Raw genomic sequence first — 13,731 nt, 5'->3', positions numbered from 1 at the left:
ATTACTGTCGACACTGGGCCAGCGTTTTAATCTGCTGGCCCTGCGCGTCAAAATTCTCCGCCGCTAACCAGCGCTGCAATGCGCGGTCACACTCAGGCCACTCGCCATCAATCATCGATAGCCAGTCACTGTCCCGGTTGCGGCCTTTGCGGACAATTTTCTGGCGAAAGCGGCCTTCAAAGACAAATCCCAGGCGCTCTGCCGCGCGACGCGACGCCAGGTTGAGAGAATCACATTTCCACTCCACGCGGCGATATCCCTGTGCGAAGGCGTAGCGCAACAGCAGCCAGACGGCTTCTGTGCCCAGTACGCTATTTTTCATCCGCGGCGACCAGGTGACATGGCCGATTTCAACGCTGCCGTGCTCGCGTTCGATCGCCATAAAGCAGACTAACCCCACCGCACGTTCTGCGCGGATATCCACCACGGTGAAAGGTACCAGCGCGTCATCATTCGCTTTTCCACTGAGCCAGTGGAACGTCGCCGCAACGCTATCGGGTCGACGGCTTGCCAGCCACGTCCAGTCTCGCTCGTCGTCTGCCTGCGCATAAGCGTCGAACAAATCGGCGGCATGACGTTCAGGATCGAGCGGCTCAAGGCGACACCAGCGACCTTCCAGCACCGTCCGTTGCAGAACGGACGCGCCATGCCAGTCCGGTAGCGCATCGCCCACCGTCTGGCCGTATTCATTGATTTCCGGCACCGATTACTCCTTACACAAGGATAAAAATTGGTTATAGCAGTTCCCGATGCGCCTTCAAAGCACCGGATTCAGATTTCTTCCACCACGCTGAAACCCGCACTCACTTCTATACTCATCTGACAAATCAAAGGAGAAGCGAACACTATGCCACTACCCGATTTTCACGTCTCTGAACCGTACACCCTCGGCATTGAACTGGAAATGCAGGTGGTTAATCCGCCGGGATATGATCTGAGCCAGGACTCTTCGACGCTGATTGCCGCAGTGAAAGACCGGGTACACGCCGGCGAAGTGAAGCACGATATCACCGAAAGCATGCTGGAGATGGCGACTGACGTTTGCCACAGTATCGATCAGGCGGCGGCGCAGTTTTCCGCGATGCAACAGGTGATCCTGCAAGCGGCGGCTAACCATCACCTCGAAATTTGCGGCGGCGGTACGCATCCGTTTCAGAAATGGCAGCGCCAGGAAGTATGCGATAACGAACGCTATCAACGCACGCTGGAAAACTTTGGCTATCTCATTCAGCAGGCCACCGTATTTGGCCAGCATGTTCACGTCGGCTGCGCCAGCGGAGATGATGCAATTTACCTGCTGCACGGGCTGTCGCACTTTGTCCCGCATTTTATTGCGCTCTCGGCGGCTTCACCTTATATGCAGGGCTCCGACACCCGCTTTGCCTCGTCGCGGCTGAATATCTTCTCTGGTTTCCCGGATAACGGCCCCATGCCGTGGGTGAGCAACTGGCAGGAGTTTGAAGGGTTATTCCGTCGTCTCAGCTATACAAACATGATCGACAGCATTAAAGATTTGCACTGGGATATTCGCCCCAGCCCGCATTTTGGCACGGTCGAAGTGCGGGTGATGGATACGCCGCTCACCCTCAGCCATGCGATCAATATGGCCGGTTTAATTCAGGCTACCGCGCACTGGCTACTGACGGAACGACCGTTTAAACATCAGGAGCGTGACTATCTGCTGTATAAATTCAACCGTTTTCAGGCCTGTCGCTACGGGCTGGAGGGGATTCTGACCGACGTGCATACCGGCGACCATCATTCGCTTTCAGAGGACACGCTGCGCCTGCTGGAAAAAGTTGCGCCGTCCGCTGATAAAGTCGGTGCCGCAAGTGCGATTGAAGCCCTGACCCGGCAGGTTAAACAGGGGGCCAGCGAAGCGCAAAAAATGCGTGAGTTTGTCAGCGATGGCGGATCGCTCATCGGGCTGGTGAAAAAACATTGTGAGATTTGGGCCGGGTAAGCGGCGCCGGTTTGCGTTAACGGTGAAGATCCCGGACAATGCCTTTTTTAACTCACGTTTAACATTGCCATGAAACACCCGCTTGAATCACTGATGACCGCCGCCGGTATTCTGCTGATGGCCTTTCTCTCCTGCCTGCTGCTTCCCGCGCCTTCGCTGGGGCTGGTGCTGGCACAAAAGCTGGTTGCGACCTTCCATCTGATGGATCTCAACCAGTTCTACACGCTGCTGTTCTGCCTGTGGTTCTTAGCGCTTGGCGCTGTTGAATATTTCGTGATTCGCTACGTGTGGCGTCGTTGGTTTTCGCTGGCTCACTAAGCCGGTGAACCAACCGGGCGCCACTTCTTTTGGCGCTCACTAACAGGAACCCGAGAGACTCACCACATTACCAATCAGGCGTGATTTGTTAATTTAAATATTAAAACAATAAATATTCTTATCTATGCGCCTTCCACACATTCCATCTTTCCGGCACAGAGATCATTTACTAATAAACCCGAAAGCAAGATACGCCTGCGGGCACCGTCCTGAAAGCCCATTATCTGACGTTCCCGGAAGTGATCGCGTATTGTGATAACGGCATGATAATGAGCTGGGCAGTGGGCGATGGTCCCGGCTCTGCCTATACCCTGCCAATGGGGAAATGGAATCTTATCAATGGCAGTATCACTGCGCTCGCCTGTGCCATACAGTCCGGTAACAGCCTCGCGTTCCCCATTGGGGATGTGCAGGCCGACCAGTTTACCCAGTTGGGTACCCATTCACAGCAAAGCAGCACGGCCAACCTGAAACTCGACTGTGACTCGGACGCCAATATCAATGTGACGTTAACCGGCGCACAAAACCCTGATACCACGGACGACAGCGTGCTCGAGCTCAGTAACCAGGGCGACGACAAGGTTGCCGCGGGGATCGGCGTGCAGTTACTGTACAACGATACGCCACTGGAACTGAATAAGATGCTTAATCTTAAACGCTCGGCTGGCGGCCAGGAGTCGTTCCCCATTACCGCCCGTTATATTCAGACCAAAGATAAAGTACGGGCCGGACAAGCAAATGCGACGGCGACACTCAATCTGACGTATCAATAAAACCCCACAGGCTATATATAGTAAATCGCCCATTATTGGCAAAAATCCTTCATACCCCTCACCTATGTTTTTTAATCCACAGTGAGGAGATGTTTTGCCAAAGAAAGCGTTTTTCCGGGAGATCAGTGTGCCCGACTGTGATTTTCTTTGCGGTAGGCGCCCGGCGGCTGGTTAAACGTGCGGGTGAAAATGCGGGTAAAGGTCTGTTGAGAGTCAAACCCGTAGCGCAGACAAATGTCATACACTTTTTCGTCGGACTCGCGCAGATCCCGCGCCGCGAGCAGCAGTTTACGCTCACGAATATAACGTCCCAGACTCTCCCCTTTGTACTGTAAAAACAGACGCTGCAGATGCCATTTGGAATACCCCGCGTGGCGCGCAATGTCGTCAATGCGCAGCGGCTGATTCAAATTATCATCTATCCACTCGACAATCGTGTCGATAACCTGAGCAGAAATGGTCATTCGGAACTCCTCTCCTGCAAATGTGAGGTCTGCTCCCACCAGACGGTGAACGGCTGCGCCAGATCGTCCAGTTTTACCGGTTCACCCTGCATTGGCGTGAGCAGACGGTACGCTTTATGTCGACTGGCCAGCGCCAGCCGTTTGTAAGGGTCATCCCAGGTATGTTTAGCCAGCACAAAGCGTCCGGCATGACCGGGCAATATCGCTTTTGCCCGCAAATCCTGAGCGGCCTGAGCGGTCTCTTCTGGCATCATATGGATGTACTTCCAGTCCTGGTCATATTGACCGTTCTCCATAATGGCAAGATCGATGCCGCCAAACTGCTCGCCGATGGCCCGGAAATGAGGCCCGTAGCCGGAGTCACCGCTGTAATAAATTTTCTGTTCCGGCGTTTCGAACAGAAAACTGGCCCACAGCGTCTGGTTGCGCTTAATGCCGCGGCCAGAAAAATGCCGCGCAGGCAGAACGTGAATCATCAGCGAATCGTCAATTCGCACGGACTGATTCCAGTCGCGCTCTTCAATGATGTCGCTATTCATTCCCCAATAACGCAGATGCGAACCGACACCCAGCGGTGTAAGCACGCGCTTCACTTTGGGCATTAACGCCTTGATGGTGGCGTAGTCCAGATGGTCATAGTGGTCGTGCGAAATGATCAGCAGATCGATCGCCGGCATCGCCTGCGCCGTCCACGGATAGTCGCCTGCGAAAGCCTTATTGAGGAAGGAAAACGGCGCGGCATAACTGCTGAGCACAGGGTCAATCAGAATACGTTTGCCGTCCAGTTGCAGATACCACGACGAATGCCCGAGCCAGATTAGGATGTCTTCAGTGACCGGCAGACTGGCAAGATCGGTCGCAACCAACGGCAGGGGCTGATCGGGGCGCGCATTCTCACGCTTCGCGACCAGAAACTCCCACCACGCCGCGAGCATACTTTTGTTTCCGGTATAGCCCGGCGTCGGTATCTGATTATGGAATTGCCCGTCCCGGTAGTTTGCAGATTGTTCAACCTGGCTAAGCTGAGCGCCCTGTGGCGCCTGGCCGAAGCCAGCATTGAGGACAAACGGTAACGTTGCTGCACTGGTAATGAGCATAATAACAACCACGCAAACTGTGAGACGCTTCATATCCTGACCTGAAAACGCGCGCCTGTCCGATGGTTTGCGCGACGCACCCTTGATTATGAGTGAGTAAGCACTCATTATAGAAATCAGACGTTTCTCGTCAAGATGATTTTCAATCTTTGACATTCACCGTTGCGGCGCTGCATACGCCGTGTTTCAATCACATTTTTAGACCACATTAAGGGTAAAGTGTAGTGGCTCGTCCGAAGAGTGAAGACAAAAAAAAGGCATTACTGGAGGCAGCAACCACGGCGATTGCGCAGTCCGGGATCGCGGCGTCAACCGCAGTGATTGCCCGCAATGCTGGCGTGGCGGAAGGGACATTGTTTCGCTATTTCGCGACCAAAGACGAGTTAATCAACGAACTGTATCTTCATCTTAAACAGAGTCTCTGCCAGTCGATGATCGCCAATCTGGATCGTTCACTGACCGATGCCAAAGCGCTGACCTTTTATATCTGGCGCAGCTATATCAGTTGGGGGATAAACCACACGCAGGGGCATCGCGCGATACGCCAACTGGCCGTCAGCGAAAAAATCACCAAAGAGACGGAACAAAAAGCCGACGATATGTTTCCTGAACTGCGCGATCTCTGTCACCGCTCAGTGCTACCGGTCTTTATGTCCGATGAATATCGCGCCTTCGGCGATGCGCTGTTTTTAACGCTGGCAGAAACGACAATGGAATTTGCCGCCCGTGAACCGGCTCGCGCTGAAGAGTTTATTTCTCTGGGTTTTGAAGCCATGTGGCGCGCCCTCACCCGCGAGGAAAAGTAATGGACGAAAAAACGCTGCACGAGTGCGCAAAACGCCTGGCATTAGCCTTCCCCTTTACTGAGCACTGCTGGCCGTTCGGCCCGGAGTACGACGTGTTTAAGGTCGAAGGAAAGATTTTTATGATCGTCACCGAATTTAACCGCCGTGCGGTAATAAACTTGAAAGCCGACCCGGAAAAATCCCTGTTAAATCAGCAGATTTACCCCAGCATAACCCCCGGTTATCACATGAACAAAAAGCACTGGATTTCCGTCGCGCCCGGTGACGATATTACCGAGTCGTTACTGGAAGAGCTGGTGAACGACTCGTGGAATTTAGTGGTCGATGGCCTGCCTAAACGCAGCCAGAAACGAATCCGTCCGGTCTGATTAGTCTCAAATAACGAAAACTGTGTTCGCCATTTCTCTCTTATCATCTCCGGGAGAACCCTGTAACCTGCGAAGATTAAAACCAACCGGGAGTCGTTATGGATATCGTTTCAGTTGCCTTAAAACGTCATTCAACCAAGGCATTCGACCCAGCTAAAAAGCTGACCGCTGAAGAAGCCGAAAAAATCAAAACACTGCTGCAGTTCAGCCCGTCCAGTACTAACTCTCAGCCGTGGCACTTTATCGTCGCCAGCACAGAGGAAGGCAAAGCGCGCGTGGCGAAATCTGCCGCCGGTAACTTTGTCTTCAACGAGCGAAAAATGCTTGATGCCTCGCATGTCGTGGTGTTCTGCGCCAAAACGGCAATGGATGATGCATGGCTGGAACGCGTGGTTGATCAGGAAGAGGCCGATGGGCGTTTTGCTTCCGCGGAGGCGAAAGCCGCTAATCACAAAGGTCGCACGTTTTTTGCCGACATGCACCGTAAGGAGCTGAAAGACGATGCACACTGGATGGCAAAGCAGGTGTATCTGAACGTGGGTAACTTCCTGTTAGGCGTCGCCGCACTGGGTCTGGACGCGGTGCCAATCGAAGGTTTCGACGCCGCCATTCTTGATGCAGAATTTGGCCTGAAAGAAAAGGGCTTCACCAGCGTGGTGGTGGTGCCTGTCGGTCATCACAGCGTGGAAGATTTTAATGCCTCGCTGCCAAAATCTCGCCTGCCGCTGAGCACGATTATTACTGAGTGCTAATGTCTTCAGGCACGTTGCTTCGCGACGTGCCTGTTCTCATTACCCTTCCACTCGTTAAGGTTTTTTCAAGTTTCTTACACATTGTGTAACACCTCAGAAATATCTTGAACAGAAATTATCCATATCATTTATCAATCGATTTTCCCATTTTCGACGACGCCTCTCTTTCATATTAATGAATTACCTAATAAACACATTTTTATAATAAATAATTGCGATATTTTTTTGTGCAATTATCAATGTGTTACTTTTCACACCCAGCCAACAATTGCTGTTAAAAAAAAACGAATCGTTACAAGTCCTTTTCTGGATTAAAGGGATTGCATGGTTTCATATCCCCCCCATTTTTCACCAATGAAATGGGGAATTTATATTCAAGGAAATACAAGGATCAGTAAATGAAAAGCAAAAATATTAATATCGTGCGCAATAATCGTCAGGTTTTACACGCAAAGCTGGCTCCAACCTGCTTTGCAACGATGCTTGCGCTTGGAATGATTATGCCAGCTCACGCTGCGGTTGTAGCAGGTAATACTAACCAACCGGGTATTCATACCAACGCAAATGGCACTACCGTTGTTGATATTAATAAAGCCAGTGCGGGTGGCGTTTCACATAACGTTTATTCTGAGTTCAACGTAGACAGTAACGGCGTTATTCTGAACAACAGTAGCAGCAATTCGAACACTCAGTTAGCCGGCCAGATTAATGGCAACGCTAATATGGCGAGCGGCAGTGCAAAAGTGATTCTTAACGAAGTGCGCTCCTCCGATCCGAGCCAGCTTAACGGCATGATCGAAGTCGCCGGTCAGTCCGCTCAGGTCATTATTGCTAACCCATCAGGCATTACCTGTGACGGTTGCGGTTTTATTAACACCAACCACGCAACGCTAACCACGGGGACCGCCACCTACGATAATCAGGGCAACGTAACCGGACTGGACGTCAGCAAAGGCCAGGTGTCTATTACCGGTAAAGGTATGGACACCCGCTCCACTCAGTACACCGACATTATCGCTCGCTCCGTGAAGGTCAATGCGAAACTGCAGGCGAATGAGCTGAACATCATTACCGGTAATAACCGTATTGATAAGAATGGTCGCGTACAGAAAAAATATGACGACAGCACCAGCCCGGAAGTCGCGCTGGATGTATCTGCGCTGGGTTCCATGTATGCCAATAAAATATACATGGAAGGGACAGACAGTGGCGTCGGCGTGCGTATTGATCACGCAGACCTGACCGCGACGGATACCTTGTCTCTCAATGTTGATGGCGTGATTGAAAACAACGGCGGCCATATTAGCGGTAAAAACTCCACTGCTGTAATGGGATCATCTGTTCTGAACCATAATGGCCAGATCACGTCTGATGGGATGGTCTCCGTTTCTGCCGACGAATTACTGGACAACAGCAATGGTCAAATCAAAGGCAATTATGTTGATTTGTCTGGCAAAAACACAGTAAACACCCATGGCAAGATTCAGGGAAACCAGCAGACCACCATCATGGCGGATTCGCTGAATAACACCCAAGGTGAAATCACCAGCGAAGGCGCCCTGAGCATCGCTCGCTCTTCTAACAGCTATAACTCCTGGGGAGCGACCGGCGTCAATAATACAAACGGTCGTATCAATGCTAAAGGCTCGCTGACCGTGGACTCAGCAAATCTGGACAACACGTCTGGCAGCCTGACAAGCAACGGCTCGATGAGTGTTAACGTCGATACGCTGACCAACAATAACGGGGTTATTTCTGCAGGTAATGGCTGGAATATGATTAACGCCTCCATGTTGAATAATGATAACGGCGTTATTCAGACTCAGGGACGTGACAGCCAGTTGCAGGTAAGCGGCAATAACATGCTCTCTAACCATAACGGCACAATTCATAGCGACGGTTCCGTTTCTATCAATGGCGCACTGGATAACATGTCCGGCACGATTTCAGCCGGCAATGATATCTTCATGTATGGTTCGTCTTATTATTCTGATCTTGCCAGCAAGCTGGAAGCGGGTCACAACATTGATATGACGGTGACAAATACTTTCCAGAACGCAGGGACTCTCGCTGCGGGACAGGATATGTCCTTAACCATCGGTTCCAATGGTTGGGGCAGCTACGGTGGCCCAGCCCAGAACAGTGGTTCTATTACCGCCGACGGTAATCTGAATCTGCAGATGAATAGCAGCGTGTTTAATAACAGCGGTGCAATCCACGCTAATCAAATGAATCTGCAACTGTCCGATCTTGCTAACAGCGGTACGATCTCCAGTAACAATGACATCAACGTTAACGCCAACAATGTCTATAACCTGATGTATGGCAACATGACTGCTGGCCATAACATCTACATCACAACCTCTTCTCTGATGACTGACGCAGGAAGCGCTATTCAGGCAGGGGAAGATGCTAGCCTGTCTGTGATGAGCAACCTGAACAATACCGGTGATATCCGTGCCGCGCATGATATCAACCTCAATGTGATGGGAAGTTACGGTTATTCACAGAGCACCTCTTATAACAACGGTACCATTGCCGCTGGTAATAAATTGAATGCCCAGATGGATCGCGTAACGTTGATGAATAGCGGTACGCTGAGCGCAGAAAACGGTATTACGCTGACCACTAATTACCTGAACAACAGCGGCAACATCTCCAGCACCGGTGATGTTAAGCTGAATACGTCTAACGGTATGTTCAACGAAAGCACCGGTACGATTACGGGCGATCACGTTTATACCACGGGTTATGTCACTAACATGGGCGTTATTAATGAAACGGGTTCGGCCAATCAGGATGATGGCGCGAATACCCCTGACAACAATAATACCGATAATGGTGGTTCGACCAATAACGATGATAACACCGTGGTACAGCCTAATGGAACACCTGCAGGTAACGGTGTTTGGGAAAATGGCGTCGTTTATAAACCAGGTGACATGTATTACGGCTACGTCGTGGTAGATATCATCTATTATCCTGGCGGTTATGTTATCTGTACTGGGATTTAATATATTTTAGTTCCAAAGCCCCATGAAGTTATGGGGCTTTATTAATTTATTTTAGAAATGCTTCTGAGGTTCAGTACCTACAGGGAAGAGTTAAATATCATGATTGTTTATCGTACCAGCCTCAGTCTCATTCTTTTCTCACTGTTCGCGATACGCCCTGGCATCGTGGAAGCTGAGCCCGTCTCAGGCCAAGGTGCCACCAGTCAACAACAGGATCAGGCAAGGCATAATCAGCTTGCTCCTCAAAGTAAGACATTGCTCACGGCAGAAAATGTACAGGATAGCGATACACTGATCCTGCCCAAAGAATCCGTCTGCTATGACATGAAACACGTAGTTATCGATAAAACGGTCGCCCTCCCCCACTGGCTGACCTTTAACGATCTTATTCGCCAGGTTGAAAAGCATTGTATCGGAATACAGGGGATCACGGCTCTACATAAAGCCGTCCAGAATCGGTTAATCTCCCATGGATATATTACCAGTCGGGTGTTAGTTCCAGACCAAAATTTAAAAGAGGGAACATTAACCCTGCGAATTTTGCCCGGTCGTATCAGTGAATGGCTGTTACAAAATCAGGAAGGCCGCACCGTTCATCGCTGGAATAACTTCCCGGAAGCTGAAGGCGACGTTCTTGATTTACGCGGTCTGGAACAGGGACTGGAAAATTTGCAGCGTATTCCCGGATCGCAGGCAAGTATTCATCTTGTTCCCGGTGAACATCCTGGCGATACTCGCGTAGAAGTCAGTCGCAGCCAGAATAAAGCATGGCGTCTGGGGACGTGGATGGATGACGCCGGAAGTAAAAAAACGGGGCGTTATGAAGGCGGTCTGGCCTTTTACCTTAATAACCCCACGACGCTGAATGACATTTTTTATGTTGCTTATGGCGGCGGTTTTAAAAATGAGTATGGACGTCGCAACGACAACACTTCCGCCTTCTACTCCGTCCCGTGGGGCTACTGGCTGCTTGAACTCTATGGCAGTAAATATCGCACGGTTCAGACAATCCATAGCGGTGATTACCACTATCAGTACAGCAGCAGTGAAAAATTACTGACTGCAGAAATCAAACGCGTTATCTACCGCAGCGCCAGCCAAAAAACAACGCTGGGTTTTAAAGGCATTAAACGTGATTCACACTATGAGCTCAACGATGTTGAAGTGGAAGTACAGCGCCGGGACACCAGCAGCTGGCAACTCAACCTGGAACATTTAGCTTATCTGCCCTTTGGGCAACTCACCTCCCGACTGGGCTATCAACATGCCGCGCACTGGTTTGGCGAACAAGCCGATGCCGAAGAAATGGTAGGTAGTGCCGATCCCCTGGCACGCATTATTACCCTGAGCGTCGACGGCACATTTCCGTTTAAGGCAGGCGATCTGTCGATGAGCTATGAGCCGCATTTCATGCAGCAAACGTCACCGGATAAACTGACGCAGCCGGATAAATTTACTATCGGTAACCGCTGGACGGTACGTGGCTTCGACGGTGAATCTTCCATTTATGCTGATAAGGGTTGGTATCTGCGTAACGACATTAACCTGAATCTCCCCAGGTGGGGGATGCAGCCCTATCTTGGCTTTGATTACGGGGAAGTCAGCGGTTCGAAAAATGACTACTGGAGCGGCACACGCATCGCCGGTGCGGTTGCCGGTGTGCGAGGTGTTAAAGGCAACGTTGGCTATGATCTTTTCGCCGGCGTTCCGGTGATGAAACCTGATGATATGCAGACCAGTCCGTTTACACTTGGTTTTTCAGTGCAATGGCAATATTAAATCGATGCCTGAATGGATCAGTCTTAGAATGGACAGGACTTAAATAGCGCCATCTTGAGTGGGTAAATACAACATCGATTTACCCACTCAAGAATATTATGCCCGCCCGAATGCTCGCGTTTTGCAAATCTGGGGAAACCTTCACGTCTTCCCGCCTTATGCCGATTTTTTATACTTCCTGCTCAGTTTTTACTGGTTAGTGCTGATACATATTCCCTGGCCAAACAGCGGCGATTACGGCATGAATTTACCGATGAACCTGCTGTCGTGGGCTGCGATTTTGCTTCAGGCGCTGATCGTCTGGCTATCGCTGCAAGCGGATAAAATACGTCTGACACCCACGTTTTTATGCCTGCTATTCAGTGCGATAGCATTTACGTTACCCGTCTTCTGGTCGCCTGATCAGGGACTCGCCATCGCTCTTCCTCGACTAACAGGGATCTGGGGAGGCGTGTTTACCTATCTCACCTTACTTCAGTACCCACCGCGGGAAAAAGAAATTGTTGCTCTGAGCTATATGATCGCTGCGGCAGCTTGCATTGAAACCGTTTATTCTCTGATGGGTTTCTGGTGCCCACAATGGCTTCCCTTCCCGCTTAACGCACTGGCTGAAAATTATTCCGGTGGCGCACCGGGTATTTTTCAACAGCGTAATGTCACCGCCACATTTCTGGCGACAGGTTTATCTCTTCTGCTGGTGTTGATGGCGGACAGGCAGCGAACGCTTAAATCGTTTCGTGCGGAAACTGCGCGGAGGTTCGCAATCTGTTTTGCAATTATCCTCATCTCTGCGACGCTAGTATTATGTCGTTCCCGAATTGGCTGGCTGGGCGGTCTGTGTGGAATTGCCTGCGCGTCGCTTCTTTTCTGTCAACAATGTTGGCGAGATAGAACCACGGCTTGCCAACGCCTTGCGATTATTTTCTTACCGTTCATCGGTGGTCTGTTGGGTTCGGTTTTACTCCAGGGTTCCGTATTAAATTCGTTGGCTCATGAAGGGTCAAATCAACAACGACTCCTGACGCTGGAATACACCGTGCGCCTTATCATGACGCATCCCTGGAAAGGGATTGGTTTAGGCATGTTTGAATCGGTGTATCAAAATTTTATGGCCGATCTTCCTTTCGCGAATCCTGGCCGGGAAATGATGCAGCATCCACATAATGAGACGTTATTTATTCAGGCGGAAGGCGGAATTGTCGCCTTCCTGGGCGGGCTGATTCTTTTATGGGGTTGGATTATTTTATTTCTCCGCCCAAAAAGCTTGTGGCAGTGGGTGACACTGTTAACCACCCTACCGATTTTGTTACACACTCAGGTCGAGTTTCCTCTTTATTACTCCGTTGCGCACTTTTTTCTCATCCTGCTACTGATGAGTGCAACTGAAAGCCGTAAATCCACGTTCACCTTGCCGGTAAAATATCTGCGTCCAGCCCTGGCCGCGACCGCACTGTACGGTATTGTGCTGTCAATGCAGCTCTTTCGCGCCAGTGTGACACTGGGAGAATTCGAAACGGGCCGACTTGAACCACCGGAAAGTATTCGTCAATTATCCGTGCCCTGGCTGATGCAAATACGCTGGCAGCGGGATCTCTCCCGCTTACATCTGATGCATTTTAATCAAAGCGGTAATATTAATGAGCTAGATTTATTTGCTCAGGAGAATGCCAAGTGGATCACAATGCATATGGAAGAAGATGCCTGGAGCGACCAGATTAATATTCTGATGTTTCTGCAAAAGCGGGAAGAGGCACTGGCGCTAAGGCTGCGGGCTCATCGCTTAATGCCATGGGATGAGCGCTTTAATCCGGGTGAGTAAAAATAAAAGAAGCTGGCATCATAGTCGGCTTCCTGCATCATTTCACTGATAAGTCAGGTTTAGCATTGCCGTGGCGTTGGCAGTAGCGGCTTTCACTTTATCTTTAGTCTGAATATCACTGACCGCAACTGTCGCCATCATCGTCGTTGATACAGTTGATTAAGAGTGACAATCTACGCTGGATTCATACACTGTCAGCGCCTGTCAGATAGGTTGATCGCGCTGTACAATTATCTGGGAGCGTTTATCTGTAACGAAGAATGGAATAAGTGCAGGTTATCGATATGGTCGCATAACAGTTTGTGGCACCCAAAAAGAGCATGTCCAACAGAAGGTTCATTCTTCGCCCCCAAACTGATTTTAAAATTGTGTACACACCGAACCTATCTACACACAGTTTTTATCAGGCATAGTTCACCACAAAGGTCACAGAAACATTTGCCCTTCCTGGCGTCACATCATCAACTACAGACTGATAACTCGCTGAAAATTTAAGTTCAACGGAGTCCTCACCTCCTTTTAAGGGGATGCCTTCAGAAGGTTTATCGGGGGGGAGTAATTTCCCCTTACTGTCATAA

General features: G+C 50.3%; 12 protein-coding genes. 9 read left to right on the top strand and 3 right to left on the bottom strand.

Translation table 11 applies throughout. From position 1 onward, the window contains the following. Window position 1 precedes the first annotated feature (1 nt). Window positions 2-703 (bottom strand): GNAT family protein, encoded by a 702-nt coding sequence (locus HVX64_RS07380; RefSeq protein ID WP_044256664.1) that lies wholly within the window; start codon window positions 701-703, stop codon window positions 2-4. Between the two features lie 144 nt (window positions 704-847). Between HVX64_RS07380 and HVX64_RS07375 the strand changes: the two genes are divergently transcribed. The 3 genes from HVX64_RS07375 (at window position 848) to HVX64_RS07365 (ending at window position 3,054) form a co-directional block, all read left to right on the top strand. Beyond that, window positions 848-1,963 carry a YbdK family carboxylate-amine ligase gene (locus HVX64_RS07375; RefSeq protein ID WP_043001485.1) on the top strand — a complete coding sequence of 372 codons (1,116 nt, stop codon included), beginning with the start codon at window positions 848-850 and terminating at the stop codon, window positions 1,961-1,963. Window positions 1,964-2,032: 69 nt separating this feature from the next. Then, on the top strand, window positions 2,033-2,281 hold the full coding sequence (locus tag HVX64_RS07370; protein ID WP_043001486.1) for a DUF1158 domain-containing protein: 249 nt from the start codon (window positions 2,033-2,035) through the stop codon (window positions 2,279-2,281). Window positions 2,282-2,550: 269 nt separating this feature from the next. Beyond that, window positions 2,551-3,054, top strand: a complete 504-nt coding sequence (locus HVX64_RS07365; protein WP_052443898.1) for a fimbrial protein — start codon at window positions 2,551-2,553, stop codon at window positions 3,052-3,054. Window positions 3,055-3,176: 122 nt separating this feature from the next. On the opposite strand, the gene HVX64_RS07360 is transcribed toward HVX64_RS07365, so the two are convergent. Together HVX64_RS07360 and HVX64_RS07355 are read right to left on the bottom strand one after the other, a co-directional pair. Then, window positions 3,177-3,518: a RamA family antibiotic efflux transcriptional regulator gene (locus tag HVX64_RS07360; protein ID WP_043001487.1), complete on the bottom strand. Its 342-nt coding sequence runs from the start codon at window positions 3,516-3,518 to the stop codon at window positions 3,177-3,179. After that, entirely contained in the window at window positions 3,515-4,648 is a 1,134-nt protein-coding gene (locus tag HVX64_RS07355) for an MBL fold metallo-hydrolase (RefSeq protein WP_043001488.1), read from the bottom strand. Before HVX64_RS07355 ends, HVX64_RS07360 begins: the two co-directional genes overlap by 4 nt. Before the next feature lie 191 nt (window positions 4,649-4,839). On the opposite strand from HVX64_RS07355, the gene HVX64_RS07350 reads away from it, so the two are divergent. The 6 genes from HVX64_RS07350 (at window position 4,840) to HVX64_RS07325 (ending at window position 13,153) form a co-directional block, all read left to right on the top strand. Next, window positions 4,840-5,421, top strand: a complete 582-nt coding sequence (locus HVX64_RS07350; RefSeq protein ID WP_043001489.1) for a TetR/AcrR family transcriptional regulator — start codon at window positions 4,840-4,842, stop codon at window positions 5,419-5,421. After that, window positions 5,421-5,789: an MmcQ/YjbR family DNA-binding protein gene (locus HVX64_RS07345; RefSeq protein ID WP_044256666.1), complete on the top strand. Its 369-nt coding sequence runs from the start codon at window positions 5,421-5,423 to the stop codon at window positions 5,787-5,789. Before HVX64_RS07350 ends, HVX64_RS07345 begins: the two co-directional genes overlap by 1 nt. Window positions 5,790-5,887: 98 nt before the next feature. Further along, window positions 5,888-6,541 carry an oxygen-insensitive NAD(P)H nitroreductase gene (gene nfsB / locus HVX64_RS07340; RefSeq protein ID WP_043001491.1) on the top strand — a complete coding sequence of 218 codons (654 nt, stop codon included), beginning with the start codon at window positions 5,888-5,890 and terminating at the stop codon, window positions 6,539-6,541. A gap of 398 nt (window positions 6,542-6,939) precedes the next feature. Continuing rightward, the gene (locus tag HVX64_RS07335) at window positions 6,940-9,555 is read left to right on the top strand and encodes a filamentous hemagglutinin N-terminal domain-containing protein (protein WP_044256668.1); all 2,616 of its coding nucleotides are present in this window, start codon (window positions 6,940-6,942) and stop codon (window positions 9,553-9,555) included. Between the two features lie 99 nt (window positions 9,556-9,654). Beyond that, a complete protein-coding gene (locus HVX64_RS07330) occupies window positions 9,655-11,334 on the top strand; it encodes a ShlB/FhaC/HecB family hemolysin secretion/activation protein (protein WP_044256669.1) in 1,680 nt (559 codons plus the stop codon). A 58-nt stretch (window positions 11,335-11,392) separates the two neighbouring features. Then, window positions 11,393-13,153, top strand: a complete 1,761-nt coding sequence (locus HVX64_RS07325) for an O-antigen ligase family protein (protein ID WP_044256670.1) — start codon at window positions 11,393-11,395, stop codon at window positions 13,151-13,153. Window positions 13,154-13,731 lie beyond the last annotated feature (578 nt).

It is taken from the genome of Citrobacter sp. RHB20-C16, assembly GCF_013890155.1.
Lineage (GTDB): Bacteria > Pseudomonadota > Gammaproteobacteria > Enterobacterales > Enterobacteriaceae > Citrobacter_A > Citrobacter_A amalonaticus.
The sequence above is the reverse complement of the archived record's forward strand: the minus strand, read 5'-3'. Positions and strand labels throughout refer to the sequence as shown.

What these genes read in the sequence shown, in the direction of transcription:
- HVX64_RS07345 (WP_044256666.1), top strand. Translation starts at nt 5,421, where the DNA reads ATGGACGAAAAAACGCTGCACGAGTGCGCAAAACGCCTGGCATTAGCC.
- HVX64_RS07360 (WP_043001487.1), bottom strand. Translation starts at nt 3,518, where the DNA reads ATGACCATTTCTGCTCAGGTTATCGACACGATTGTCGAGTGGATAGAT.
- HVX64_RS07355 (WP_043001488.1), bottom strand. Translation starts at nt 4,648, where the DNA reads ATGAAGCGTCTCACAGTTTGCGTGGTTGTTATTATGCTCATTACCAGT.
- HVX64_RS07365 (WP_052443898.1), top strand. Translation starts at nt 2,551, where the DNA reads ATGAGCTGGGCAGTGGGCGATGGTCCCGGCTCTGCCTATACCCTGCCA.
- HVX64_RS07330 (WP_044256669.1), top strand. Translation starts at nt 9,655, where the DNA reads ATGATTGTTTATCGTACCAGCCTCAGTCTCATTCTTTTCTCACTGTTC.
- HVX64_RS07370 (WP_043001486.1), top strand. Translation starts at nt 2,033, where the DNA reads ATGAAACACCCGCTTGAATCACTGATGACCGCCGCCGGTATTCTGCTG.
- nfsB (WP_043001491.1), top strand. Translation starts at nt 5,888, where the DNA reads ATGGATATCGTTTCAGTTGCCTTAAAACGTCATTCAACCAAGGCATTC.
- HVX64_RS07335 (WP_044256668.1), top strand. Translation starts at nt 6,940, where the DNA reads ATGAAAAGCAAAAATATTAATATCGTGCGCAATAATCGTCAGGTTTTA.
- HVX64_RS07375 (WP_043001485.1), top strand. Translation starts at nt 848, where the DNA reads ATGCCACTACCCGATTTTCACGTCTCTGAACCGTACACCCTCGGCATT.